Annotated in this window: 22 protein-coding genes; 19 read left to right on the plus strand and 3 right to left on the minus strand. The window is 54.3% G+C overall.

Annotated features, from left to right (window positions below; all coding sequences use genetic code 11):
- Nucleotides 1-7 precede the first annotated feature (7 nt).
- The 11 genes from NYR02_RS17450 (at nt 8) to acpS (ending at nt 9,349) form a co-directional block, all read left to right on the plus strand.
- The gene (locus NYR02_RS17450) at nt 8-583 is read left to right on the plus strand and encodes a sigma-E factor negative regulatory protein (RefSeq protein WP_260977632.1); all 576 of its coding nucleotides are present in this window, start codon (nt 8-10) and stop codon (nt 581-583) included.
- Complete coding sequence (locus NYR02_RS17455) at nt 580-1,677, plus strand: MucB/RseB C-terminal domain-containing protein (protein WP_260977633.1); 1,098 nt, start codon at nt 580-582, stop codon at nt 1,675-1,677. Before NYR02_RS17450 ends, NYR02_RS17455 begins: the two co-directional genes overlap by 4 nt.
- Nucleotides 1,678-1,684: 7 nt before the next feature.
- Nucleotides 1,685-2,131 (plus strand): SoxR reducing system RseC family protein, encoded by a 447-nt coding sequence (locus NYR02_RS17460; RefSeq protein ID WP_260977634.1) that lies wholly within the window; start codon nt 1,685-1,687, stop codon nt 2,129-2,131.
- Between the two features lie 22 nt (nt 2,132-2,153).
- Complete coding sequence (locus tag NYR02_RS17465; protein WP_270049678.1) at nt 2,154-3,536, plus strand: DegQ family serine endoprotease; 1,383 nt, start codon at nt 2,154-2,156, stop codon at nt 3,534-3,536.
- A 153-nt stretch (nt 3,537-3,689) separates the two neighbouring features.
- The gene (lepA, locus tag NYR02_RS17470) at nt 3,690-5,489 is read left to right on the plus strand and encodes a translation elongation factor 4 (protein ID WP_260977636.1); all 1,800 of its coding nucleotides are present in this window, start codon (nt 3,690-3,692) and stop codon (nt 5,487-5,489) included.
- A 1-nt stretch (nt 5,490) separates the two neighbouring features.
- A complete protein-coding gene (locus NYR02_RS17475) occupies nt 5,491-5,853 on the plus strand; it encodes a DUF4845 domain-containing protein (protein ID WP_260977637.1) in 363 nt (120 codons plus the stop codon).
- Nucleotides 5,850-6,569, plus strand: a complete 720-nt coding sequence (rnc, locus tag NYR02_RS17480) for a ribonuclease III (RefSeq protein WP_260977638.1) — start codon at nt 5,850-5,852, stop codon at nt 6,567-6,569. The genes NYR02_RS17475 and rnc overlap by 4 nt, the downstream gene beginning before the upstream one ends.
- Nucleotides 6,566-7,462 (plus strand): GTPase Era, encoded by an 897-nt coding sequence (gene era, locus NYR02_RS17485; protein ID WP_260977639.1) that lies wholly within the window; start codon nt 6,566-6,568, stop codon nt 7,460-7,462. Before rnc ends, era begins: the two co-directional genes overlap by 4 nt.
- Nucleotides 7,463-7,464: 2 nt before the next feature.
- Nucleotides 7,465-8,136, plus strand: a complete 672-nt coding sequence (recO, locus tag NYR02_RS17490; protein WP_260977640.1) for a DNA repair protein RecO — start codon at nt 7,465-7,467, stop codon at nt 8,134-8,136.
- Between the two features lie 46 nt (nt 8,137-8,182).
- The gene (gene pdxJ / locus NYR02_RS17495; protein ID WP_260977641.1) at nt 8,183-8,929 is read left to right on the plus strand and encodes a pyridoxine 5'-phosphate synthase; all 747 of its coding nucleotides are present in this window, start codon (nt 8,183-8,185) and stop codon (nt 8,927-8,929) included.
- Nucleotides 8,930-8,941: 12 nt separating this feature from the next.
- Nucleotides 8,942-9,349, plus strand: coding sequence for a holo-ACP synthase (gene acpS / locus NYR02_RS17500; protein WP_260977642.1), 408 nt, complete (start codon nt 8,942-8,944; stop codon nt 9,347-9,349).
- Between the two features lie 2 nt (nt 9,350-9,351).
- Here the strand turns inward: acpS and NYR02_RS17505 are convergent, their stop codons facing one another.
- Nucleotides 9,352-12,192, minus strand: a complete 2,841-nt coding sequence (locus NYR02_RS17505) for a response regulator (protein WP_260977643.1) — start codon at nt 12,190-12,192, stop codon at nt 9,352-9,354.
- Between the two features lie 189 nt (nt 12,193-12,381).
- Here NYR02_RS17505 and cysM point away from each other — a divergent pair, with 189 nt between their 5' ends.
- The 4 genes from cysM (at nt 12,382) to mazG (ending at nt 17,825) form a co-directional block, all read left to right on the plus strand.
- On the plus strand, nt 12,382-13,275 hold the full coding sequence (gene cysM, locus NYR02_RS17510; protein ID WP_260977703.1) for a cysteine synthase CysM: 894 nt from the start codon (nt 12,382-12,384) through the stop codon (nt 13,273-13,275).
- A gap of 155 nt (nt 13,276-13,430) precedes the next feature.
- Entirely contained in the window at nt 13,431-14,762 is a 1,332-nt protein-coding gene (gene rlmD / locus NYR02_RS17515) for a 23S rRNA (uracil(1939)-C(5))-methyltransferase RlmD (RefSeq protein ID WP_260977644.1), read from the plus strand.
- The gene (relA, locus tag NYR02_RS17520; RefSeq protein WP_260977645.1) at nt 14,755-17,004 is read left to right on the plus strand and encodes a GTP diphosphokinase; all 2,250 of its coding nucleotides are present in this window, start codon (nt 14,755-14,757) and stop codon (nt 17,002-17,004) included. The genes rlmD and relA overlap by 8 nt, the downstream gene beginning before the upstream one ends.
- Nucleotides 17,001-17,825, plus strand: coding sequence for a nucleoside triphosphate pyrophosphohydrolase (gene mazG / locus NYR02_RS17525; RefSeq protein ID WP_260977646.1), 825 nt, complete (start codon nt 17,001-17,003; stop codon nt 17,823-17,825). Before relA ends, mazG begins: the two co-directional genes overlap by 4 nt.
- A 12-nt stretch (nt 17,826-17,837) precedes the next feature.
- Here the strand turns inward: mazG and NYR02_RS17530 are convergent, their stop codons facing one another.
- Nucleotides 17,838-18,170: a hypothetical protein gene (locus NYR02_RS17530; RefSeq protein WP_260977647.1), complete on the minus strand. Its 333-nt coding sequence runs from the start codon at nt 18,168-18,170 to the stop codon at nt 17,838-17,840.
- Between the two features lie 173 nt (nt 18,171-18,343).
- Between NYR02_RS17530 and ppc the strand changes: the two genes are divergently transcribed.
- A complete protein-coding gene (gene ppc, locus NYR02_RS17535) occupies nt 18,344-20,998 on the plus strand; it encodes a phosphoenolpyruvate carboxylase (protein WP_260977648.1) in 2,655 nt (884 codons plus the stop codon).
- 209 nt (nt 20,999-21,207) lie between these two features.
- The gene (gene adk, locus NYR02_RS17540; protein WP_260977649.1) at nt 21,208-21,864 is read left to right on the plus strand and encodes an adenylate kinase; all 657 of its coding nucleotides are present in this window, start codon (nt 21,208-21,210) and stop codon (nt 21,862-21,864) included.
- Between the two features lie 228 nt (nt 21,865-22,092).
- On the opposite strand, the gene NYR02_RS17545 is transcribed toward adk, so the two are convergent.
- A complete protein-coding gene (locus NYR02_RS17545) occupies nt 22,093-22,335 on the minus strand; it encodes a hypothetical protein (RefSeq protein WP_260977650.1) in 243 nt (80 codons plus the stop codon).
- A gap of 743 nt (nt 22,336-23,078) precedes the next feature.
- Here NYR02_RS17545 and NYR02_RS17550 point away from each other — a divergent pair.
- Both NYR02_RS17550 and tsaB read left to right on the plus strand, forming a co-directional pair.
- Entirely contained in the window at nt 23,079-23,954 is an 876-nt protein-coding gene (locus NYR02_RS17550) for a hypothetical protein (protein WP_260977651.1), read from the plus strand.
- 214 nt (nt 23,955-24,168) lie between these two features.
- Complete coding sequence (tsaB, locus tag NYR02_RS17555; RefSeq protein WP_260977652.1) at nt 24,169-24,861, plus strand: tRNA (adenosine(37)-N6)-threonylcarbamoyltransferase complex dimerization subunit type 1 TsaB; 693 nt, start codon at nt 24,169-24,171, stop codon at nt 24,859-24,861.
- Nucleotides 24,862-24,898 lie beyond the last annotated feature (37 nt).

The raw sequence follows: 24,898 nt of genomic DNA on the forward strand, positions 1-24,898 counted from the left end.
GCAACCGATGAATGAACGTATAAACGAATCCTTATCCGCCCTGATGGACGGTGAAACCGACGAGTTGGAAGTTCGCCGCATACTTAATCAGCTGGAGCAGGACGACGAACTGCGCGGCACCTGGCAGCGTTATCAGATGATGGGCTCACTGATGCGCGGCGAACCGGCTGCTGCGGTGGATCTGTCGCGTGGCATTATGCAGGCGCTGGACGGTGAACCGATGGATGAAGTCAGTCGCCCTCAGCCGTTGGCGGCTAATGGCCATAAATTACGCTGGCTGGCCTCTGGTGCCGTGGCTGCATCAGTAACACTGGCTGTGCTGGTCGGCGTGCGTATGAACAGTGCAGAACCCGATGCTCTGGTTGCCGAACAACAAACGATGCAGCCTGCCGCCGTACAATTGGCTTCTGCTCCGGTTCAGACACTGTCAGAAACTGATGCGGCACAGCTTGAAGCCGCCCAGCGTAAGTTGCAGGAATACGTCCTGCAGCATACTGAGCAGGCCACCATGAGCGGTAGCCGTGCCGCCATTCCTTTCGCCCGCGTGGTGGATTTTCAGCAACCGGCTGAGGGCGGCAAATGAGGGCAGGCAGATTACTGCTTACCCTGAGCTTCAGCCTGCTGGCTCTGAATTTCAGTCTGTTTACTGCAGGCGCGCAGGCTGAAGAAGGAGCCCGGGGCTGGCTGGAACGCATGACCCAGGCTTTTCAACAACAAAATTACCGTGGCGTACTGATTTATGGCGATGGCCAGCAATGGCAAACGCTGGCTATTACCCACGGTATGCTTGATGGGGTGGAGCAGGAAAAGTTGCTGCACCTTACCGGCCTGCCGCGCGAAATGGTGCGTCATGGTCAGGATATTATTTGCATTCACCCCGGTGAACACTCCCCGCGTTTTAACAGTGAACTCAGCAATCCATTACACGGCTTCTCGCGGGTGATGGATGTTGAAGACCAGTACCATTTCACCTTAGGTGGCGTTGAACGCATTGCCGGTCGGTTTGCTCAGCGCCTGCAGGTGACTCCGGTGGACAATGACCGTTATGGCTATCAGTTGTGGCTGGATCAGAATACCGGTCTGCTGCTGCGTTCTGATCTGCTCAATAACCATCAACAGGTGCTGGAACGGTTTCAGTTTGCCCAAATTGAGATTGGCCTTGATCTGTCTGCGGCCGCTTTCGAGCCCGATGATCAGGGCCATAAGCTGACGCTTTATCCCGTTTCTCCCGATCAGCAAGCAATCAGTACTGAGGGTATTGGCTGGCTGCCGAACTGGATTCCGGCAGGTTTTCGTATTACCGCTGTAATTCAGGCCGGTTCTCCGCGGACGGCGGATGCTGACGCTGAACAGCACACCGCAGATACGCTGCCGGTGCGTCTGATGTACAGCGATGGGTTAGCGGCGTTTACCCTGTTTATCGATCCGGTAAACCAGGAACAGATGCCGGAAATCACCCGTCGCTGGGGCGCCACGGCGGCGGTTGTGCGCTACCGGGACCATACTGCAGGCGCTGCTGATGGCGACGGCAGCAGTCATGGCCGTTTACGGGTGACGGTGGTGGGCGAATTGCCCGCCGATACGATGATTCGTATCGCCACATCGATCGTGCCGGGTGCGCTTGCAGAACATCATGTCGATGCTGTAAACAGTGCGCTGTCGGTGACAGAGGAATAAACAGACGATGAGTCAGGAAATCGTTGAAGTCATAGAGCAGGGCGATGGTGGTATCTGGGTTGAAGCCGTCCAGCGCAGCGCCTGCAACAGCTGCAATGCCCGTTCTGGCTGTGGCCAGCACAGTATGAGCAAGCTGGGGCGACCAATGCGTCTGTGGGTTAACACCGAACAGAAACTTCAGCCTGGTCAGCAGGTGGTGCTCAGTCTGCCGCAAGGCAGTCTGGCGCTGAGTGCTCTGGTTATGTACGGCCTGCCATTGCTGGGGTTGATTGGCGGTGCAGTGGCCGGCCAATTGACGGGCAGCGATGGTTGGGCCGGTCTGGCCGCCATTGGCGGTTTAGGTGCGGGTTTTATGCTGGCCCGCCGGCTGGCAGAGCGTTATCAGTCGCAATGGCAACCGGCGTTAAAGCCGGGTTGTGAACGAATCCCTATGATCCACTCAGAACATGTTTGAGCAAGGAAAAACCATGACACAGATGATCCGTATGTTAGTGCTGCCTCTGCTGTTACTGGCCTCTGTGGCCCGGGCGGAGCTACCCGATTTCCGCGAGTTGGTGAAGGAAACCTCACCAGCGGTGGTTAATATCAGTACCGTGCAACATGTGCAGAGTAACGGCTTTCAGCAACGCTATGGCCTGCCGGAAGATGTGCCGGAAATTTTCCGCCACTTCTTTGGTGCGCCGGGGCAGGGTCCCCGTGGTGGCGGTGAACAGGAGCGGGCATCGCTCGGCTCCGGTTTTATCGTCTCCAAAGATGGCTACATCCTGACCAATAATCATGTGATCAAAGATGCTGACGAAATTGTTGTACGTCTTAATGATCGTCGTGAGCTGGAAGCCAAATTGATTGGTGCCGATGAAAGCTCCGATCTGGCCCTGCTGAAGGTCGAAGCCAAGAATCTGCCTATCGTGGAACTCGGCGATTCGGATGCGCTCGAAGTCGGCGAGTGGGTGGTCGCCATTGGTTCACCTTTTGGTTTTGATTACTCGGTGACGGCCGGTATTGTCAGCGCCAAAGGCCGCAGCCTGCCGAACGAAAATTATGTCCCCTTTATACAGACCGACGTGGCTATCAACCCCGGCAACTCCGGCGGCCCGCTGTTTAATCTGGATGGCAAAGTCGTGGGTATCAACTCCCAGATCTACACCCGTTCCGGCGGTTTTATGGGGGTGTCCTTTGCTATTCCCATCAATGTGGCCATGGATGTTGCTGATCAGCTGAAAGATAAAGGCAAAGTCAGCCGCGGCTGGCTGGGTGTGGTGATTCAGGAGGTCAGCAAAGATCTGGCGGAGTCCTTTGGTCTGGAAAAAGCAGCCGGTGCGCTGGTCGCACAGATTGTGCCTGGCAGTCCGGCGGAAGCGGCCGGCCTGAAAAATGGCGACATCATTACCCACTTCAACGGCAAGTCAATTTATCTGTCGTCCGATCTGCCGCATCAGGTCGGACGGGTGAAGCCGGGCAGCAGCGTTAAGCTGGACGTGGTGCGCAACGGTAAGCGTAAGAAAATCAACGTAACCATTGGTGTGCTGCCGGATGGCGATGGCGCGGAACTGGCACTGAACAATGCCAGTCCGAAAGAAAGCACCAGTAACCGTCTGGGTGTGGTGGTCAGCGAGCTTTCCGAAGCGCAGCGTAAAAGCGTCGGTGATGGCGTGGTCGTGCGTGATGTGAAACGTGGTCCGGCGGCGTTTGCTGGCCTGGTCAACGGTGACGTCATTACCATGATTGCCGGTGAACCGGTACGCAACATGGAAGAATTTGATCGTGTGGTGGCCGGTATCCCGGCTAATCGCAGTGTGCCGATGCGCATTGTGCGCCGCGGTGCGGCCATGTTTATCCCGCTGCGGATTACTGAGTAATTGCCATAAACGACGAAGCCCGGTTCTCACCGGGCTTCGTCGTTTATGGCTGTCAGCCAACATAACCTGCGCCAGATAGCGTACAAAATAGCCTTTACCCCGCCTTTCAAGTAAAATCGCCCACCATTTCAATTAACAACCGGGTTGTATTCTGTGAGCCAGCTGGACCACATTCGTAACTTTTCCATCATTGCCCATATCGACCACGGCAAATCCACTCTTTCAGATCGTTTTATTCAGGTATGTGGCGGCCTTTCCGACCGGGAAATGCAGGCGCAGGTACTGGATTCAATGGATATTGAGCGTGAGCGTGGCATTACCATCAAAGCCCAGAGCGTGACGCTGGACTATAAAGCCCGCAATGGTGAGGTTTACCAGCTGAACTTTATTGATACCCCGGGACACGTTGACTTCAGCTACGAAGTCAGCCGCTCGCTGTCGGCCTGTGAAGGGGCGTTGCTGGTGGTGGATGCCGCTCAGGGCGTTGAAGCCCAGTCGGTCGCCAACTGTTATACCGCCATTGAGCAGGGGCTGGAAGTTCGCCCGGTTCTGAACAAGATGGATCTGCCGCAGGCCGATCCGGATAAAGTGGCACAGGAAATCGAAGAGATTATCGGTCTGGATGCAACCGATGCCGTGCGTTGCAGCGCGAAAAGCGGTCTGAATATCGAAGATGTGCTGGAAGATCTGGTGGCTAATATCCCGCCGCCGGAAGGAGACCCGGATGCGCCGTTACAGGCGCTGATCATTGATTCCTGGTTCGATTCTTATCTGGGCGTTGTTTCCCTGATCCGGGTGAAGAACGGCAGCATCAAGAAAGGCGACAAAATCCGCATGAAATCCACCGGCCGCGACCACCTGGTGGACGGCATTGGTATCTTCACCCCCAAGATGACGGCAACCGGTGAGCTGGGAACCGGCGAAGTGGGTTATATGGTCGGCAGCATTAAAGACATTCATGGTGCGCCGGTGGGCGATACCATCGTCAGCACAAAATTCCCCGATGTGGATGCGCTGCCGGGCTTCCAGAAGGTAAAACCCCAGGTGTATGCCGGTTTATTCCCGGTGTCTTCCGATGATTTTGAAGCCTTCCGTGATGCGCTGGAAAAGCTGTCGCTGAACGATGCATCTTTGTTTTATGAGCCGGAAAATTCCGATGCTCTGGGCTTCGGTTTCCGTTGTGGCTTCCTCGGTATGCTGCACATGGAAATCATTCAGGAGCGTCTTGAGCGTGAATACGATCTTGACCTGATCACGACAGCACCGACGGTAATTTACGAGGTGCTGAACAGAAAAGGCGAAGTGCTGATGGTGGATAACCCGTCTAAGCTGCCTGATCCCGGCGTGATTGAAGAAATGCGCGAGCCGATTGCCGAATGCAATATTCTGGTGCCGCAAGAGTATCTGGGTAACGTGATTACGCTGTGTATCGAAAAGCGCGGTGTGCAGATTGATATGCAGTACACCGGGTCTCAGGTGGCGTTGAAATATGAAATTCCGCTGGCCGAAGTGGTGATGGATTTCTTTGACCGTCTGAAATCCGCCAGTCGTGGTTTCGCCTCGTTGGATTACAACTTTGTCCGCTTCCAGGAAGCACCATTGGTGCGTCTGGATGTGTTGGTGAATGGTGAGCGGGTGGATGCACTGGCGGTGATTATGCACCGTGATAACGTTCGCCGCCGTGGTGCGTCGCTGACCGAAAAAATGAAAGAACTGATTCCGCGGCAGATGTTCGACGTGGCGATTCAGGCTGCGATGGGCAATCAGGTCGTTGCCCGTACGACGGTTAAAGCGCTGCGTAAGAACGTAACCGCCAAATGTTATGGTGGTGACGTCAGCCGTAAGAAAAAACTGCTGCAGAAGCAGAAAGAAGGTAAAAAACGTATGAAACAAATCGGCAACGTGGAAATTCCACAGTCTGCCTTCCTCGCCGTTCTGAGAGTGGATGATTAATATGCGTCGTCAGCGTGGAATGTCTTTTATATCGGTATTGGTGGTCGTTTTTATTGCCATCGTTTTTGTTAAAGCGGCCATTACGTTAGTGCCAATGTATTGGCAGAACCAGATGCTGACGACCATCATCAATACGATGTACGAGTCCGGCGATGTCAAAAGCGATACCCGTCCGAATCAACTAAAAAAGCTGCTCGAAGAACGGCTCAGTAAGAACGATATCCGGATGGCTTTTGATGATCTTAATATTCATACCAGTAACCGTGGGCTTACCCTCGACTGGCCCTATGAACAACGCGGTACTCTGTTCGGTAATATCGACCTGGTTGTGCGTTTTTATCAACAGAAAGATTTTACTCAGTGAATAATCCCCTCGTTAAATTATCCCAGCGCCTGGGTTACAGCTTTCGCGATGAATCGCTGGTGATGCTGGCGCTTACACACCGCAGCAAAGGCATCAGCAATAATGAACGGCTGGAGTTTCTCGGTGATTCCATCCTCAATTTTGTCGTCGCCGACGATCTGTACCGCCGTTTTCCGCAGGCGAAAGAAGGCAAGCTGAGTCGTTTACGCGCGCGCATGGTAAAAGGCGAAACGCTGGCCATCATTGCCCGTGAGTTTGATCTTGGCGACTTTTTATTGCTGGGTTCCGGCGAATTAAAAAGCGGTGGGCACCGTCGTGATTCTATTCTGGCCGATACCGTAGAAGCGTTAATTGGCGCTATGTATCTCGACAGTGGCCTGGAAGCGGCACGCGAGCGTATTCTGTCCTGGTACGCGACCCGTCTGGATGCCTTAACGCTGGAAGACCCGATTAAAGATCCTAAAACCCGTTTGCAGGAATACCAGCAGGCACGTAAATCCAGCCTGCCCAAATATGACGTTATGAGTGTAGAAGGCCCGACCAATGAGCAGGTTTTCACCGTCGAATGCCGCATCCCTGAGCTGGATAACGCTATAGTCGCTCTGGGCAGCAGCCGTCGCGGTGCCGAACAAACCGCGGCCGCGCAGGTATTAACGATACTGGGCATTGATGATTCAGCAGAACTTGCGCATGACGCAGGAGAGGAAAAACAATGACGCAACGTACCGGCTATGTCGCCATCGTTGGCCGCCCGAATGTGGGCAAATCCACGCTGCTGAATCGTATTCTCGGGCAGAAATTATCCATCACCTCGCGTAAGCCGCAGACGACCCGCCACCAGATTCTGGGCATTAAAACCGAGGGTGATGTGCAGGTGGTATATGTCGATACTCCGGGAATGCATAAGCATCAGGAAAAGGCGATTAACCGCTATATGAACAAAGCGGCCACCACGGCGGTAAAAGACGTCGACCTGATCCTGATGCTGGTTGACCGTACGCGCTGGACCGAAGAAGACGAAATGGTTCTGCAGGCGGTTAAATCGCAGCGTGCACCGGTAGTGCTGGTGGTGAATAAAGTCGATTTTGTGCGTGAAAAAGAAGAATTGCTGCCCGTGCTGCAGCAACTCAGCAGCCGTCATAATTTTGATCAGATTATTCCGGTCAGCGCCAAGACCGGCCATAACATTGAGCGACTGGAAAACCTGATTGAAAGCTATCTGCCGGAAAACCAATACTTCTTTCCGGAAGATCAGATTACCGACCGCAGCTCGCGTTTCCTGGCGGCTGAACTGGTGCGTGAAAAAATCATGCGCCAGCTGGGCGATGAACTGCCCTACGCCATGACGGTTGAAATCGAAGAGTTTGTGCACACCGGTACGCTGATCGAAATCAGCGCGCTGATTCTGGTGGAGCGTGCCTCGCAAAAAGCCATTGTGATTGGTGATGGTGGTTATCGTATCAAGCAGATTGGTCAGGATGCCCGTAAAGATATGGAGCTGCTGTTCGACTGCAAAGTCATGCTTAAGCTGTGGGTTAAAGTCAAAGCGGGCTGGTCCGACGACGAGCGCGCACTGCGCAGTCTGGGTTACGACGACCGCATCGGCTAGCCATGAAAACGCTGTTTGTATTGCAGCGTCAGCCCCTGCGCGAGCAGGAATGGCTGCTGGATATTTTCAGCGCCGGGCAGGGGCGGCTGAGTGTGGTGGCTGGCCGCACGCAACCCGCTGCCGATTTACACCAGCGCTATCAGGGCGACTGGGCTCATGCCGAAGACTGGCCACAACTGCGCGGACTGCGCAGTCTGCAGACCTATTCCCTGCAAGGCCGTAACCTGTATTGCGGTCTGTACCTCGCCGAATTACTGGTGCGCCTGCTGCCGCGCCATGAAGCTCAGCCAGAGCTGTTTCTTACCTACGCCAAAACCCTCGAAGGCCTGCAAAACACCGAATTACCGGACCCCTGGTTGCGGCTGTTCGAATACCAGTTACTGCAGGCACTGGGTTATGGTTTTTCCTGGCAGCAGGATCGTGAGGGACGCCCGATTACCGCCGAGGAGTCCTACCGCTTTATTGCCCGCGAAGGTTTTGTACGGTCGGATGCGGCCGTGATCAGCCCAATAAAACCGCCATCGTTACCCGGTGAGTATTTACTCGAGCTTGGACAAGGCCGGGCTCAGCGGCCACAATGCTGGGCGGCGGCCAAACAGGTGTTACGCTGCGCACTGGAAGACCTGCTGGAGCGGCCACTGGTCAGCCGTGAGCTGTTTCAATCCGGAATGTAACTCAGCCCAATCTCTAAAAGCCCATTCAGACAAGAGGGAAGTCCCCGTGAAAAATGCTCAACGCGTCCTGCTGGGCGTCAATATCGACCACGTTGCCACCTTGCGTCAGGCGCGCGGCACCATTTATCCGGACCCGGTTCAGGCCGCATTTCTGGCCGAAGAAGCCGGTGCAGACGGCATCACCATTCACCCGCGTGAAGATCGCCGCCATATTCAGACGCGTGACGTCTATGTGCTGGCGGAAACCTTATCCACGCGCATGAATCTGGAAATGGCCGTGACCGAGGCCATGCTCGAGCTGGCTGAAGAAATCTGCCCGCCCTGTACCTGTCTGGTGCCGGAAAAACGCGAAGAGCTGACCACCGAAGGCGGTCTGGATGTAATTGGTCAGGAAGCTCATATCCGTGCAGCGGTGGCGCGACTGCAAGCCATTAACAGTGAAGTGTCGTTGTTTATCGACCCGGATTTCTCCCAGATTGATGCCACTCTGCGCGTTGGCGCACCGGTGATTGAACTGCATACCGGACGCTACGCCGATGCCAAAACGGAAGCAGAGCAGCAGCTTGAGCTGAAGCGTATTCAGGACGCTGCTGCCTATGCGCACGAGCGCGGTCTGATTGTGAACGCCGGTCACGGTCTGCATTATCACAATGTCGAAGCGATTGCGGCGATCCCCAGCATGAATGAGCTTAACATCGGCCACGCCATTGTTGCGCGGGCACTGTTCGTTGGCCTGAAAGAAGCGGTGCGCGAAATGCGTGACCTGCTGGCTGCGGCAACAAACCGCGGTTGATGGTGGTTGATCATGACGCAGGCTGAAGCCTTTCAGCAGGTGCCGGGGGTGATCGCCATCGGCACCGATCTGCTCGATAGCCGTCGCATCGAACAGGCGCTGGCGCGTCACGGTGAGCGCTTTGTGCAGCGTATTCTGACCCCTGCGGAGCAGGCGTTGTATCGCTCGCGGGCCAATCCGCTCAACTTTCTGGCCAAGCAATATGCGGCCAAAGAAGCACTGGCCAAAGCACTGGGCACCGGTATTGCCAAAGGCGTGGGGTTTCAGCAGCTGCAAGTGCTGCGCGATGATCTGGGCGCGCCGCACGTGCTGTTGCAGGGTGCCGCCGCCGAGCGCTTACAGGCTCTGGGCGGGCAGCGGGCGTTGGTGAGTTTGTCGGATGAGGGTGAGTGGATTCAGGCCTTTGCTTTGCTGAGCTAGCGTCAGGCGTTGCTGACCAGAGTATGATCCGCCCGCTCGGCGGCCACGGTGATCAGTGTGGCTGACCAGTCATTGCTTTGCGCCCATTGTTGCAGGTTGGCAACATCTTCCACCAGTTGCCGCATCAATGCCGGTAACTCATTCTGTTTGTTGGCTTTCAAGGCTGTTTCAAAGGTTTCCAGAGTGCTGCGCAGACAAGGAACACCGCAGTAGCGTGTAGCGCCGTGAACCCGGTGCACACGTTCGAGCAGATTTTCCATATCCTCTTCTTCCCAGGCATCGACAATGTGCTGCATATCGTTGTGCAGCGAGTCGAGCAGCATGCGGAACATATCCTGGGCCAGATCGACTTTATGATTGGCGTGGCGCAGGGCTGTGGCGGCATCAAAGACCCACTCGCACTGGCTTTTCGATGGCGCTGGTGTTTCTGCCACTGCAGCTTGGCTGAGCGAACGATAACCGGTCCAGCGTTCAACGCAGGCCGACAGCTGTTCCTGACTGATGGGTTTGGTCTGGTAGTCGTTCATGCCGGCTTTAATCAATGCTTCTTTTTCATCGGCCATGGCATGAGCGGTGAGCGCGATAATCGGCAGTGAGCCTCGGCCCGGCAGCATGCGGATTTGCTCGGTGGCTTCCAGGCCATTCATGCCTGGCATCTGAATATCCATAAAAACCATATCGACAGCTTGCAGCTGCACGATATCAATGGCATCGCGACCATTGCTGGCGGCAATGACCCGGATTCCCAGTTCCTGTAATAACGTCACCACCAGTTTCAGGTTGGCGCTGTTATCGTCCACCGCCAGTACGCAGGGGGGCTCGCGTAAAGGGAGGGTTCCTGGCGCTGCCGGATTGTGATCAGAGGCTTCGCTGGTGTCCTTGCCAAGAGCACGGCGCAGCGCCTGATACAAGCGCTGATGCAGAAATGGCTGACTGATACTGAGGCTGGCGCCCTGTTGTTTGAGCTGGTCGAGATGCTCGTGGCTGACACTGTCGATCAGCGTGATCAGTGGCAGCTGATATTGCGTTAACTGCTGCATAAACAGCCGTTGTTGCGGGTCGTTAATGTGTTGACGGCTGACGGCAACAATCAGCGCCTGCAGGTTGTGTTCGTTATTGGTCAGCAATTCCAGCAGCTGCTGGCGGTTCTCACAGTCGTGATGTTCGACCTGCCATTGATTGAGCAGCGCGCCGGTATTCATCCGGTTGAGTAACGAGGGTTCCAGCAGGGCGACCTGATAGCCACTTAACGCTGGCGGCTGGTTGGTTACCTGCGTCTCGGCTACACCGACTTTGATATGGAAACTGAACGTCGAGCCACGGCCCTCATGGCTGCTGACCAGAATTTCACCGTGCATGGCTTCAACCAATGCGCGGGAGATAATCAGTCCCAGCCCGGTGCCGCCAAACTGGCGTGCGGTGCTGGCATCCGCCTGGGTAAAGGCGGTAAATATTTTGCTGATCTGGGCGTCGGTCATGCCGATACCGGAATCCTGAATTTCAAACTTGATGCTGGCGCGGTTATCGCCCTGGTTAATCAGCGATGCACGCACACTGACGTTGCCGCGTTCGGTAAATTTAATAGCGTTGTTGATCAGGTTGGTCAGCACCTGCTTCAGACGTAACGGGTCGCCTTCAACCTGCAGCGGTACGTCAGAATAAATCAGATGGTTCAGTTCCAGGCCTTTGTTAAAGGCTTCGGGGGCCAGTACCGTGAGTACGTCTTCCACAACGTCACGCAGATTGAAGCTGGTGTGTTCAATAATGAGTTTACCGGCATCAATCTTAGACAGATCAAGGATATCGTTGATGATGTTCAGCAGATCGCCGGAGGACTTACGGATGGTATCCAGATAGTCGGCCTGGCGCTCATCAACCCGGGTGCGCACCAGCAGGTCACTGAAACCGATAATGCCATTAAGCGGGGTGCGGATTTCATGGCTGACGTTGGCCAGAAACTCGGATTTCATGCGGCTGGCTTCCAGTGCTTCTTTACGGCCGATGGCCAGCTCCCGGTTACGGATCTCCATTTCATCCAGGGTTTCCTGCAGATCCTGTGTTGCCTGCTCCAGATTGTGTTGGTGTTCTGTATTGACGCGTTGCAACGCGCTGGCCATCGCATTGATACCGGAAGCCAGTTGCTGGAATTCGCCACCACTGTTGATATGAACACGGCTTTCGAGCTTGCCGTCTTCTAAATCGCCAATGGCTTTAACAATGTTGCTCATCGGTTCCGACACCTGACGGCTGAGGCGGATAGCAACAAAGGTACAGGTCAGCAGAGCCAGCAGGATGACGCTCAGAGAGGAGGCAATATGCTGATAGCGCATCAGCTGGGTATTGGCATTCGACAGCTCCAGCTCGGCCCAGCCCAGCAGTTTGATCTGGCGGCTTTCCTCAGCATAAAACTGATCAGACAGCTGGTCAGGAATGACCAGGTTCTGGGCAAAAATCGGCGCGCGGACACGCACCGAGCCTTCGGTGCGCAGCAGTTGTAGCTGGTTATCCTGCAGCTCGGCTGAGCCAATACGTTCGGTCAGCATCTTCGGGCCGGAGTGGGCAAGGATCTCTACATCCTGGTTATAAATACTGACCGAGCGGACGTCTTTTTCTTCCAGCATATTGTTGGCGATGTTTTGCAGGATGCCGACATTGCCGGTCATGACACCGTATTCGCAGGTAGGAGCCAGCTGTTTGGCCATCGCCAGTGAACGCTGATCGAGTAAGTCATTCAGGTCGCGCGCACGCTCGGCCATAAAGAAAATACCCAGCACCACCGAGACGATAACGCCGGGCAGTAAGGCCAGAAACAGAATACGGCTCTGGATGGTCCAGTTTTTCATGCACACAACTTAAAGAAAGATAAAGCCGTAGAGTAAAGGGCGCGCCGGATGGGTGCAATCGCAGCCTTCAATGCGGCTTGTTGGTCTGCACTGCGATATAACGAAATCACCAATTGATATTACGTTCAGGTGAGGTGCAAAGGTAAACTACGCGCTCTTTGGTTATAAGTAGAGATCGCCGTGACCGATATTCAGTACCCGACCATCGCCGATTGTGTGGGCAATACACCGCTGGTGCGTCTGCAGCGTCTGTTGCCAGCCGACAGCAGCAACACCATTCTGCTCAAGCTGGAAGGTAATAATCCGGCCGGATCGGTAAAAGATCGCCCGGCATTATCGATGATTGAGTGTGCGCAGCAGCGCGGTGATATTCAGCCCGGTGATACCTTAATTGAAGCCACCAGTGGCAATACCGGTATCGCGCTGGCGATGGCGGCTGCCATTAAAGGCTACCGCATGATTCTGATTATGCCTGACAGCGCCACCATGGAACGGCGCTGGGCGATGGAGGCCTATGGTGCTGAGTTGATCCTGGTCGACAGCGGCATGGAAGGCGCGCGCGATCTGGCGTTGGCGATGGAGGCCCGTGGTGAAGGCAAGGTGCTGAATCAGTTCGGCAACGGCGACAACCCTGAAGCGCATTATCACAGCACCGGGCCGGAAATCTGGGCGCAGACCGGCGGGCGCATCACCCACTTTGTCAGCTCGATGGGTACCACGGGAACCATTATGGGAACCTCGCGTTACCTGAAGGAACAGAATCCGGCAGTACAGATTGTTGGTCTGCAGCCGGCGGATGGTGCCGCCATTCCCGGAATCCGTCGCTGGCCGGTGGAATATCTGCCGACTATCTATGATGCCCGTCAGGTGGATCTGGTGATGGATATCAGCCAACAGGAAGCCGAACACTGCATGCGTGAGCTGGCACGGCGCGAAGGTATCTTCTGCGGCGTTTCTTCTGGCGGATCGGTGGCCGGTGCTTTGCGTCTGGCACAAACGCTGGAAAACGCGACCATCGTGGCCATTATCTGTGACCGCGGTGACCGTTACCTGTCTTCCGGTGTTTTCGCCCCGCAGGCCTGATCGTGTTTGTCGGTGGCTGCTGCATATCAGCCACCGGACGCTGTATTTGTTCCTTCTCAGCCCTTGAATATCCCCCACTTTGCCCCAATCTTGTGCGCCAGATGCCACGTCGTGCTGCTGTGCATGATACTGGCTGGTCATTAAAGGAGTGCCTGGTGAAACCAGCAGATAAACAACGGCGCCTGACGCTGTCGGTGGATAACCTGACCTCGGAAGGGGAAGGGGTGGCGCGGCTGGGTCGCGATGTCTATTTCGTTCCCGGTGCTTTGCCCGGCGAAGAAGCCGAAGTGGTGCTCGATGGCCGCCGCCGCAAGGTGTGGCAGACCCGTTTGCTGAACCTGATCAAAACCTCCCCCGATCGCGTAACCCCCGACTGTCCGCATTACCAACGTTGTGGTGGCTGTGACCTGCAGCACCTGGCCTATGACGCGCAGGTGGCTTTTAAGCAGGAACGCGTGGCGCGTGAGCTGAGCCGTCAGGGCGTTGAGGTGCCAGAGTGGTCGGCGCCGATTGTGGCGGAGCCCTGGCACTATCGCCGCAAAGCGCGCCTCGGTGTGCGTTATAGCAAAGACAGCCGCGAGAACTTTGTTGGCTTCCGCGAAGCCTCGTCTGCGCATATCAGCAATGTTGACCGTTGTCTGGTGCTGCCCGAACACCCGGCCCTCGACTGGGCAGCCTGGCGTGAACAGATTAACCGCCTTGATGCTCGGGCAGTCATTACCCAGATTGAAGCCATTGCCGCCGATAACGCGCTGGCACTGGTATTGCGCATTCTGAAACCTTTATCGCCGGGCGATGAGAAAAAACTGTGCAGCTTTGCCGCCGGGCTCAATATGGATGGCCTGCTGCCGTTACAGCTGTGGCTGAAAAGCGAACGCGATGCGCCGGCGCAGCTGCTGTGGCCAGAACAGGCTGAGCCTTTGCATCATCAGGTTGATGATCTGGCACTGCGGCTGGAACTCAGCGACTTTGTGCAGGTCAATGGCGCGGTCAATCGTGCCATGGTGCAGCAGGCGCTGCACTGGCTGCAGCCCGGTGCTGATGAAGTGATCTGGGATCTGTTTGCCGGTCATGGCAACTTCAGTATGCCGCTGGCGAAACGCTCGCAGCAGGTACTGGCGGTGGAGGTAGAGCAAAGTATGGTAGACAGTCTGGCCGCACAGGCGTCCAATCTGGCCTTACCTTTGCAAGCGATTCAGGCCGATTTAAGCGGCGCGGGCGGATTGGCTGATTTGCCCGAGCCTGATGCCGTGCTGCTCGACCCGCCACGGGCGGGGGCCGCCGGCGTTATGAACGAACTTATTGCGCGTCGGGTACCACGTATTCTGTACGTATCCTGTGATGCGGCGACTCTGGCACGGGATCTTAATGTGCTGGCGGCGGCCGGTTATCAGGTCCGGCAGGCGGGAATCATGGATATGTTTCCGCAGACACACCATGTAGAAACCATGGTATTACTGGAAAGAAAGGCTAAACGTCATGGTTAAGGTCAGAGATGATCATCCGTTGTTACATGATGGATCGCTCGATGTTTCACGTTGGCTGGACAGTATCCAGCAGGCGTACGATGTAAAAGACCCGGAAACACTCGGGCGTGCCCTGACACTGGCCAAACAGTTGTCAGATGAAGCCATTGTGAACCGTACCTACTGGTCGATCGACAGTGTGCAGATGGGTATTGAGATGGCGCAGATTCTGCTCGATCTGCGTCTGGATACCGAATCGCTGGTGGCTGCCATTCTGTACCGTGCGGTGCGTGAAGGCCGGTTGGCGTTGCAACGGGTCGAGCGCGATTTCGGCGCCGAAGTGGCCAAGCTGATCGAAGGCGTGCTGCGCATGGCGGCGATCAGCGCAATCCAGAACTCCCGTGATGAAGTGGTGCTGGGCCAGCGTCAGGCGCAGGTTGAGAACCTGCGTAAAATGCTGGTGGCGATGATCGATGATGTACGTGTGGCGCTGATCAAGCTGGCTGAGCGGACCTCGGCCATCCGGGCGGTAAAAGATGGCCCGGAAGACAAACGCCGCAAGGTCGCCGAAGAAGTCTTCAATATCTACGCGCCGCTGGCCCATCGTCTGGGTATTGGTCATCTGAAGTGGGAGCTTGAGGATCTGGCGTTCCGCTATATGCAGCCGGAAGCCTATAAGAAGATTGCCGGCCTGCTGGATGAAAAGCGCCTTGCCCGTCAGGACTATATCGAAACCGTGGTACAGCGCCTGCGCGATGACCTGCTGGGTGCCGGTATCAAATGCGACGTCTACGGCCGCGCCAAACATATCTACAGCATCTGGCGGAAGATGAGCCGTAAGAATCTCGATTTCTCGCAGATTTACGATATCCGCGCGGTGCGTATTCTGGTGCCGGAGCTGCGTGATTGTTACGCCGCACTGGGGATTGTGCATACGCTCTGGCGTCATATTCCCAACGAGTTTGATGACTACATCGCGAATCCGAAAGAGAACGGTTACCGCTCGCTGCATACCGCGGTTGTGGGTCCGGAAGGCAAGGTGCTGGAAGTTCAGATCCGAACCCACAATATGCACGAAGATGCCGAGCTGGGCGTCTGTGCGCACTGGCTTTATAAGGGCACCGACACCAGCGCCAAAGATCAGGGCTATGAACAGAAAATCGCCTGGTTGCGGCAGGTACTAGAATGGCACGAAGAGCTGGACGATTTACCGGAGCTGGTGGGTGAGTTACGGGCTGACATCAACCCTGATCGTATCTACGTCTTTACACCGGAAGGTCATGTGGTCGATTTGCCGCCACGCGCTACACCGGTGGATTTTGCCTATCGCGTGCACACCGAAGTCGGTAATAAGTGCCGTGGTTCGAAAGTGAATGGCCGTATCGTACCGCTGACCTATTTGCTGAAAAATGGCGAACAGGTCGAGATTCTGACCAACGCCAATGCGCACCCGAGCCGCGACTGGCTGTATCCGGAATCCGGTTATATTCACACCACCCGTGCGCGCGCCAAAGTGGCGCACTGGTTTAAGCTGCAGGCGCGCGATCAGAATATCGATGAAGGCCGCCAGCTGGTATTGCGCGAACTGGATCGCCTTGATCTGGTAAACGAACCGCTGACCGATGTTGCCAAAGACATGAACATGAAGTCGGTCGACGATATGTTTGCTGCTGTGGGGGCCGGTGATCTGCGCGTCGGCCAGATTGTGCACACCGTGCTGAAAAAGTCCGATGCCGGCAACAGTCAGCAGGAGCTGCCGCTGTCGCGCAAACCGGAGCACGCAGAGCGTAATACCAAAGCGGACGACATTTATATCGACGGTGTCGGCAATCTGTTAACCCAGTTGGCTCAATGCTGCCAGCCGGTACCGGGTGACGATATCCGCGGTTATATCACCGTTGGCCGTGGTGTCACGGTGCATCGCAGTGATTGCGACAACCTGCTGCACCTTGAAGCGGTAGAGCCGCAACGCTTGTTGCAGGTGAGCTGGGGGAATAAGCCGAACAGCACGTATCCGGTGGATATGCTCATTCAGGCATACGACCGCACCGGTCTGCTGCGTGATGTCAGCTCGGTGCTGGCTAACGAACGCATCAATGTGATATCGGTGAATACCCAGTCCAATCAGGGCGAAAATACCGCCAATATGCAGCTGACCGTTGAAGTGGAAAGCCTGGAACGCTTTGCCCGGCTGATGAGTAAAATTGCTCAGCTGCCTAACGTCGTATCCGCCCGCCGGGTGCGTGGAGGTCATGGTTCATGAGTTACTGCCTTGATGACCTGCTGTATCTGATGCGCCGTTTGCGTGATCCGCAAACGGGTTGTCCCTGGGATCTGAAACAGGATTTCGCCACTATTCTGCCGCATACGCTGGAAGAAGCTTATGAAGTGGCTGATGCGATTGAGCGTCAGGACTGGCCTCATCTGGAAGAAGAGTTGGGGGATTTGTTATTTCAGGTGATCTTTTACGGCCAGATGGGGGACGAGCAACGGCAGTTTAATCTCAATTCGATCATTCACCGTCTGGTCGAAAAACTGATCCGTCGTCATCCTCATGTTTTCCCACAGGGAACGCTGCACAGCGAACGCGATCCGTCTGTCAGCCCGGAAGAAGCGGAAATTAATGCCAACTGGGATCGGATTAAGCAGCAGGAAAAAGCGCTCAAACCGGCGGCACAGAATACAACCGACGGGTTACTGGCCGATGTGCCGGTCACTTTGCCGGCACTTAACCGGGCCGTCAAACTGCAGAAAAAAGCATCCAGGGTCGGCTTTGATTGGCCGGATGTGCAGGGTGTGCTGGATAAAATCCGTGAAGAGCTGGCTGAGGTCGAGGCAGAAATTGCCGGAGCCGATCCAGAACGTCTCGAACACGAAGTAGGCGACCTGTTATTTGCAGTCAGTAATCTGGCGCGGCACTTAAAGGTCGATGCCGAAGTGGCACTGCGCGGTACCAACACCCGTTTTTGCTCACGTTTTGCGGTGGTGGAAGCGCAGGTTGAGCAGCTCGGCGGCTGGGACAAAGCCAGTGCCGCTGAGATGGAAGCCGCCTGGCAACGTGCCAAACAGAAGGAGAACCACTGACGGCAGTACTGCTTAGTGCTTGCCTTTTTGCAGGCTGTTCAGATGTTTACGGGTCAGTTGCAGAAATTGCGGCGTTGGCCCGATATCTTCAAACACCGGATAACCTTCCTCATCCTGAGCAACCACTTTATCGCCGGCTACATACGGAAAGCCGCTGGTCAGGTCGGATAATGCAGCACTGACCAAATCACGCAGAATGCGCTCTTTGCTGCTGCCGGGAAACATTTCGGCCAGAGCCTCCAGCCGTGCGGCGTCTTTGACGTTTAACGGTAACTCATAGTGGGTGGCGCTCAGCGGCTCGCCAAATTCTTTTTCCCAGTGGCGTAATAATTCAGAAGCTTTCATCGGATGTCCTTTTTCTCTGGCTGTTTAATCAGAATAGAATGAAAAAAACACTCCGGCCTGCCATTAAACAAAGTGTTACCAAAATCCTGTTAAAGCCGCGTTGAGTAACTCTGTTCTCTTGCTATCTGTCTGTTTTTCCGCACACTGAATAAAACGATCTGACAGGAGTGGTTATGAGCGCGACGGATGCTTTTGAATTGGATGCTTTGTTACGCGACAAAGTGAAACTGTTAGGCAACCTGCTGGGTAAAACCATCGAAAATCAGTACGGCAGCAGCATGCTTAAGCGTATTGAAGATATTCGTAAGCAGGCCAAAAAAGCCCGTAATGGTGATGATGCTGAACGCGACCGGTTACTGGCACTTTTGAAAACCATGCCGGATGATGCGCTGGTGCCGGTGGTGCGTGGTTTTAATCAGTTCCTTAATCTGGCCAATATTGCCGAGCAGCAGCACGGTGCCAGCTGGCGGCGCAGCGATTTTCTGCACGACGATGTCGAGCAAATGTTCAGCAGCCTGCTCGACCGCTTACAACAGAAAGGCATCGCCGGGCTGGATCTCAGCCAGAAAGTGGCCGATGTTAATATTGAGCTGGTGCTCACCGCTCATCCGACCGAAATTACCCGCCGTACCCTGATTCAGAAATACGATCTGATTGCCCGTTTGTTACAGCAGCGCGATGACCTGCGTGATGGTCATCCGCAATTACTGGAAATAGAGCAACAGCTGGCCTCGGTGGTGGAAGAAATCTGGCACAGCGATGAAATCCGCCAGGTACGGCCGACGGCGGTGGATGAAGCCAAGTGGGGCTTTGCGGTGATTGAAAATTCGCTCTGGTATGCGGTGCCACAATTATTACGCAACCTTGATGATGAACTGCGCCAGCGTGGCAGCAGCGCATTACCACTGACGGCGGCTCCGGTACGGTTTTCTTCGTGGATGGGCGGTGACCGTGACGGCAATCCGAATGTCACTTCTGCCGTTACCCGTGAGGTTTTATTTCTGGCACGCTGGATGGCGGCGGATTTATTCCTGCGTGATATCGAACAACTGGGCATGCAATTGTCGATGACCGCTGCTTCGGCAGAATTACGCCGCGCTTATCCGGAAAATCAGCACGAACCTTACCGTGCCTGTATGCATCAACTGCGTCATCGTCTCGAGCAGACCAAACTCTGGGCCGCAGCCAAAGCCCGTGGCGCAGACACTGAGTGTGAGCCATTACAGGAAGACGATGAATTACTGCAGCCATTAATGCTCTGTTATCACAGCCTGATTGAGCAGGGACTGGATACGGTCGCTAATGGTTTTCTGTTGGATACCCTGCGCCGGGTCGCCTGTTTTGGTTTGGCGTTGGTGAAACTCGATGTGCGCCAGGAATCGACCCGTCATGCCGATGTGCTGCAGGAAATCTGCGCCTTTTATAACTGGGGTGATTACAAAGCCTGGGATGAAGAAAAGAAACAACAGTTCCTGCTGAATGAACTCGCATCCCGCCGCCCGTTAATTCCAACGCGCTGGGCACCCAGTGCCGAGGCGCAGGAAGTGCTCGATACTATGAGTGTGCTGGCGACCCGCGCCGGTGATGGTGTGTCCTGTTACATTATTTCCATGGCCAGTGAGCCGTCGGATATTCTGGCGGTAGCCTTGTTATTACAGGCCAGTGGTGTGCGTGACCACATGCCGGTGGTGCCGTTATTTGAAACCCTCAGCGATCTTGAACAATCGGCACCGCGCATGGAAAAACTCTGGTCGGTGGATTGGTATCGGCAGTACTGCAAAGGCCATCAGCAAGTCATGATTGGCTATTCCGATTCGTCTAAGGATGCCGGCCAACTGGCTGCTGTCTGGGCGCAATACCGGGCGCAGGAAGCACTGTCAAAAACGGCACAGGATAAAGGCATTAAGCTGCGTTTATTTCATGGTCGTGGCGGCAGTGTTGGCCGCGGTGGCGGTCCTGCTCACCGGGCGATTTTATCGCAGCCGCCGGGGTCGGTATTAGGTGGCCTGCGGGTCACGGAACAGGGGGAAATGATCCGCTTTAAATTCGGCATGCCGGAGGTGGCGGTACGTAACCTCAAGGTTTACGTTTCTGCGGTATTGGAAGCGAATCTGTTACCGCCGGAAGCGGCACAACCGCAATGGCGTGAGCGTATGGAGCAACTGGCCAGCGCTGGCGTTAAATCTTACCGCGCCATGGTGCGCGATACGCCGGACTTTGTGCGTTATTTCCGCGCCGCAACGCCGGAACAGGAATTGGGTAAATTGTCATTAGGCAGTCGCCCGGCGCGCCGTAAAAGCGGTGGCGGCATTGAAACCCTGCGTGCGATCCCATGGATTTTTGCCTGGACGCAAATGCGCTTAATGCTGCCAGCCTGGCTAGGTTCGGATGAAGCTCTGGCACAGCCGGTTAATAATGGCGAGTTGCCGCAATTGCAATCGATGTATGCACAGTGGCCGTTTTTCCGCACCTATATTGATATGCTGGAAATGGTGATCTCGAAAGCCGATCCGGCCATTGCCCAGTATTATGAGGGGCGTCTGGTTGAGGCTGAACTGCAGCCGTTGGGCAGCCAGCTGCGTATCCGTTTACAAAAAATCCGCGATCTGGTTCTGGCGATTAAAGACCAGCAGAGTTTGTTACAGGATAATCTGGCCTTACAGCACTCCATGAGCGTACGTAATCCCTATACCGATCCGTTGCACTACCTGCAGGCCGAATTGCTTTATCGCGAACGGCAGGATCAGGATGTAGTCAGTAAAGAAGTAGAGCGGGCGTTAAAAGTGACGATGGCCGGTATTGCGGCCGGTATGCGCAATACGGGTTGATCCTTTCATTAGTATGGTTATGACATTCGTTCAGTTGCCATACGGTCTATACCAAAGTCGGGCGTTCAGCGCCCGGCTTTTTCATCACAATGACTTGAGCAAGAGCCCGGCTCGGAGTAAGGTTAGGCCTATTTTTTCCGTGACTGGTTGAAAAATAACCATTTTTTTGACTTGCCGGACAGTTTCTATTAACCACAAGGGGTATGCGCATGCGCGTAATTCTGTTGGGTGCGCCCGGTGCAGGTAAAGGCACACAGGCACAATTCATTTGCGAAAAGTTTGCTATTCCGCAAATTTCTACCGGCGATATGCTGCGTGCAGCGGTTAAAGCGGGCAGTGAATTAGGCCTGAAAGTAAAAGAAATCATGGAAACCGGTGGTCTGGTTTCTGATGAAATCATTATCGGATTGGTAAAAGAACGTATTCAGCAGGACGACTGTGTTAATGGTTTCCTGTTTGACGGTTTCCCACGCACCATTCCACAGGCTGAAGCCATGCTGGAAGCGGGCGTTGATATCGACCACGTGGTTGAAATTGATGTCGCGGATGAAGAAATTGTTAAGCGCCTGAGTGGTCGTCGTGTTCACCCGGGCTCAGGCCGCGTTTATCACGTTATTTACAACCCACCGAAAGTGGAAGGTAAAGACGATGACAGCGGTGAAGATCTGGTTCAGCGTGATGATGACCAGGAAGAAACTGTACGCAAACGTCTGTCTATTTATCATGATCAGACTGCGCCGCTGGTCAGCTTCTACAAAAAGCTGGAAGCTGACAAAGGTGCTAACGCACCTAGGTACAGCCACATCCAGGGTGTTGGTTCGCTGCAGGAAATTACTGCTCAGGTGCTCGACGCTCTGCAAGGTTGAGCATAACCTGAACCGTTTAAAAAAGGGCTTCGGCCCTTTTTTTATGCCTGCTCTGTCTGCGTTGCAGGGCTTTGTTATTTATCTGATCTGGCTTCTGCCCCTCTGGTTCAGGTTTTGTTTCTGGCGTCTGGGTTTTGGACAGTCGTTTTTGGAATGTCGGTCGGGCATTGCAGACTTCATCTGATATCAGCTATGAAGATACCTTGCTGTTGTCAGACCGCCTATTTCTCAGCCTGTGTTGATAGTGCTGTTAAGTCTGTTTTTAAGATTGTTGTTCTGCCAGGCCATTGCCAACCATTTCAGACATTTCAACCTTTGCCGGATTGGCAGATGATCCCGTTTTTCCTTTTGCTGAAACATTACGGCAGGCATGACATTGCCTGGCTCATCTTTTTGGCTATGTGCGGTTATTGTCGATGATGGCTGCGGAAATTTTATGGCGTCGTTGCGTTTTTTAATAGAATCAATCACTTAATGCCAGCGATATGCACCATTACGGTTCATGGATATTATCTGAAAACGGAATGTAGGGTCGTTTTGATGTGTTTTCGAATGATCAGACGGTTTAAAAAAGAATAGCCATTACCTTTTTTGAAGCGGGGATCCGTAAAACTACCAAGGGCACCTCTGAATAATTCTGCACAGCTTCGCGTGAGTGCTGCAGAGTGTGTGTGACAAAGTGTGGTTGGAGCAGATGGCGAGTTCTTTATTAAATCGACAACGCCGTCAAAACGCTTTGCAGCCACAACCCTTCGGGGCTTGCTGAAAAAAACAGCTCGGTGTTGCCACGTTTCAGCGTAACCCGTTATGCCTTCAATGTGCCGGTTTGATATGAACGTTTTCCGTAAGCCTCAGCAGGCACGGAATTATTCATAGGTGTTCAGGATGTATTCATAGGGGAGCAGGGATTAATGAACCCACTTTCAGTTTAATGACGGCTTTTGTTATTTCGCGCATTTAATCGAAAGGGGTTAAATGTTTGGCTGAAAGTATCATTTGGATACAAATAGCCAAGACCTTTACTGGTATATGGCGGTTATAAAAGCAAAACATTGAGTTAAATAGGCAAAAACAGGTCATAAATAGCATTATTGATTCATTATCTTTTGGTTTTCGATAATAAAGATACTATTATTGCCCCGTTAGCTTATGCACTTATATATTTTGTGCTAGCGTTACCCTACCTGATCAGGAAATATTAGAGGAATTCACCTATGGCCAGACCTAAAAAAGCTCCAGCTAAGCGCGGTCGCAAGCCTGCAGCTGCTAAAGCAGTTGCAGCAAAAACCGCAGCGGCAGTACCAGCGGTTGTTGCTTCTGCAGTAAAAGCATCTGATAAAGCCCATGCAGCGGTTGCCGCTCAGCAAGCTAAAGTCGATGCTGCTGCAACTAAAGCAACGGCTGCAAAAGAAAAAGCAACCGCTAAACCAACGCCTGCTGCCAAGCGTGCCGTTGCTGCAGCTAACGCTAAAGTAAAAGCAGAAAATACTAAGCTGCAGGCTCTTAAAGCGGAAGCCCGTACGGCTACCGTTGCTGTTAAAGCCGCACAAATCGAAGCCAAAGCAGAAGAAGTAACCGCGAAAGCGATTGCAGCTGTTGAATCTTTTGAAGCGTCACTGGTTGCTAAAGCAGAAGCTGATCTGGCGAAAGCGATGGCGACGTTTGAAGCTAAATGGCGTCAGATGCGTGGTAAGCAGGACAGTGCAAAAGTAAAAGCACATGCAGCCAAAGAACATGGCAAAGCCTCTGCAGCGGCTAAAAAACTGAAAGCCAAAGCAACCGCGACTGCAAAAGCGGCGACTGCTGCTGCTCCTAAAAAGCGTGGCCGTCCGGCTAAAGCAAGTACTGCGACCGCTGCTGCAACTGCCGCACCTAAGCGTCGTGGTCGTCCAGCGAAAGCTAAACCAGCCGCTGCCAGCGCTGCAGCTGCGCCTAAAAAGCGCGGCCGCCCAGCTAAAGCCAGCACTGCGACCGCTGCGGCAACTGCTGCACCTAAGCGTCGTGGCCGTCCGGCTAAGGCCAAACCAGCAGCCGCTGCTGCCGGTACTGCGCCTAAGCGTCGCGGTCGTCCGCCAAAAGCAGCAAGCTGATTGCTGTTTTAAAAACCCGGCTCTGCCGGGTTTTTTTTCGCCGGTCACTTTTGTTCTGCGCTAACGTCCTGTTGTGTAATGATCTGGCCGCAATAAAACAGATACTCTGCCTTGCTGTTCTTTTCCCCGTCTTAATTATCAGCGTCGCTGGCTGCTGGATGGCACTACCATGCCCTGTGGTATACTGCCGCGCTTGTTTGCAGCGGAACTTCCTATGTCTTGTTTACTGATTGTTGATGCATCGTCATCCCTTTGTTCGGTTGCACTGAGCCAGGGGGATGTCTCATGGTCGCAGTGTGAAGATCAGCCGCGGCGTCATGCTCAGCGTTTATTGCCGATGGTGGATGAAGTATTGTCTGCGGCCGGTATTAAAAAAGCCCAGTTACAGGGCATCGCTTATGGACGTGGACCCGGTTCGTTTACCGGTATTCGTATTGCCGCATCGGTATTACAGGGAATCGCGTTTGCGCTGGATCTGCCTGTCTGTGGTATTTCGTCTTTGCAGAGTGTGGCGCTGAAAGCATTGCAGAATACACAGGCCGATAATGTGATGGCCATTATGGATGCGCATATGGGCGAGGTGTTCTGGGGCCATTTCCAGCGTGATGGTGAACTTTGTCATCTTGTTGGCGCCGAACACGTCGGCAGTCCGGAGCAATGCTTGCAGGCTCTGGCAAATTTTGACGGCATCGCCGCCGGTGACGGCCTGACATTACCGGCATTCAGTGCTTGTGCGCAGGATTGGGCGACCGTTCAACCACAGGCGGATATTATGTTGTTGCTGGCACAGGCGGCCTGGCAGCGTGGTGAATTTGGCAGTGCCGAGCATCACCAGCCGGTTTATTTACGTGATTCTGTTGCCTGGAAAAAACTGGATGAGCAGCCGAGCTTGTTGCGCCGCGATTAGCACATACGGTCAATTCGGTGTGCTCCTGAAGGGCTGG

It is taken from the genome of Thalassolituus pacificus (genome assembly GCF_025318105.1).
GTDB lineage: Bacteria > Pseudomonadota > Gammaproteobacteria > Pseudomonadales > Oceanobacteraceae > Venatoribacter > Venatoribacter pacificus.

What these genes read in the sequence shown, in the direction of transcription:
- acpS (WP_260977642.1), top strand. Translation starts at nt 8,942, where the DNA reads ATGACGCAGGCTGAAGCCTTTCAGCAGGTGCCGGGGGTGATCGCCATC.
- NYR02_RS17475 (WP_260977637.1), top strand. Translation starts at nt 5,491, where the DNA reads ATGCGTCGTCAGCGTGGAATGTCTTTTATATCGGTATTGGTGGTCGTT.
- tsaB (WP_260977652.1), top strand. Translation starts at nt 24,169, where the DNA reads ATGTCTTGTTTACTGATTGTTGATGCATCGTCATCCCTTTGTTCGGTT.
- NYR02_RS17550 (WP_260977651.1), top strand. Translation starts at nt 23,079, where the DNA reads ATGGCCAGACCTAAAAAAGCTCCAGCTAAGCGCGGTCGCAAGCCTGCA.
- ppc (WP_260977648.1), top strand. Translation starts at nt 18,344, where the DNA reads ATGAGCGCGACGGATGCTTTTGAATTGGATGCTTTGTTACGCGACAAA.
- era (WP_260977639.1), top strand. Translation starts at nt 6,566, where the DNA reads ATGACGCAACGTACCGGCTATGTCGCCATCGTTGGCCGCCCGAATGTG.
- NYR02_RS17505 (WP_260977643.1), bottom strand. Translation starts at nt 12,192, where the DNA reads ATGAAAAACTGGACCATCCAGAGCCGTATTCTGTTTCTGGCCTTACTG.
- NYR02_RS17455 (WP_260977633.1), top strand. Translation starts at nt 580, where the DNA reads ATGAGGGCAGGCAGATTACTGCTTACCCTGAGCTTCAGCCTGCTGGCT.
- NYR02_RS17460 (WP_260977634.1), top strand. Translation starts at nt 1,685, where the DNA reads ATGAGTCAGGAAATCGTTGAAGTCATAGAGCAGGGCGATGGTGGTATC.
- NYR02_RS17530 (WP_260977647.1), bottom strand. Translation starts at nt 18,170, where the DNA reads ATGAAAGCTTCTGAATTATTACGCCACTGGGAAAAAGAATTTGGCGAG.
- NYR02_RS17450 (WP_260977632.1), top strand. Translation starts at nt 8, where the DNA reads ATGAATGAACGTATAAACGAATCCTTATCCGCCCTGATGGACGGTGAA.
- recO (WP_260977640.1), top strand. Translation starts at nt 7,465, where the DNA reads ATGAAAACGCTGTTTGTATTGCAGCGTCAGCCCCTGCGCGAGCAGGAA.
- mazG (WP_260977646.1), top strand. Translation starts at nt 17,001, where the DNA reads ATGAGTTACTGCCTTGATGACCTGCTGTATCTGATGCGCCGTTTGCGT.
- relA (WP_260977645.1), top strand. Translation starts at nt 14,755, where the DNA reads ATGGTTAAGGTCAGAGATGATCATCCGTTGTTACATGATGGATCGCTC.
- NYR02_RS17465 (WP_270049678.1), top strand. Translation starts at nt 2,154, where the DNA reads ATGATCCGTATGTTAGTGCTGCCTCTGCTGTTACTGGCCTCTGTGGCC.
- adk (WP_260977649.1), top strand. Translation starts at nt 21,208, where the DNA reads ATGCGCGTAATTCTGTTGGGTGCGCCCGGTGCAGGTAAAGGCACACAG.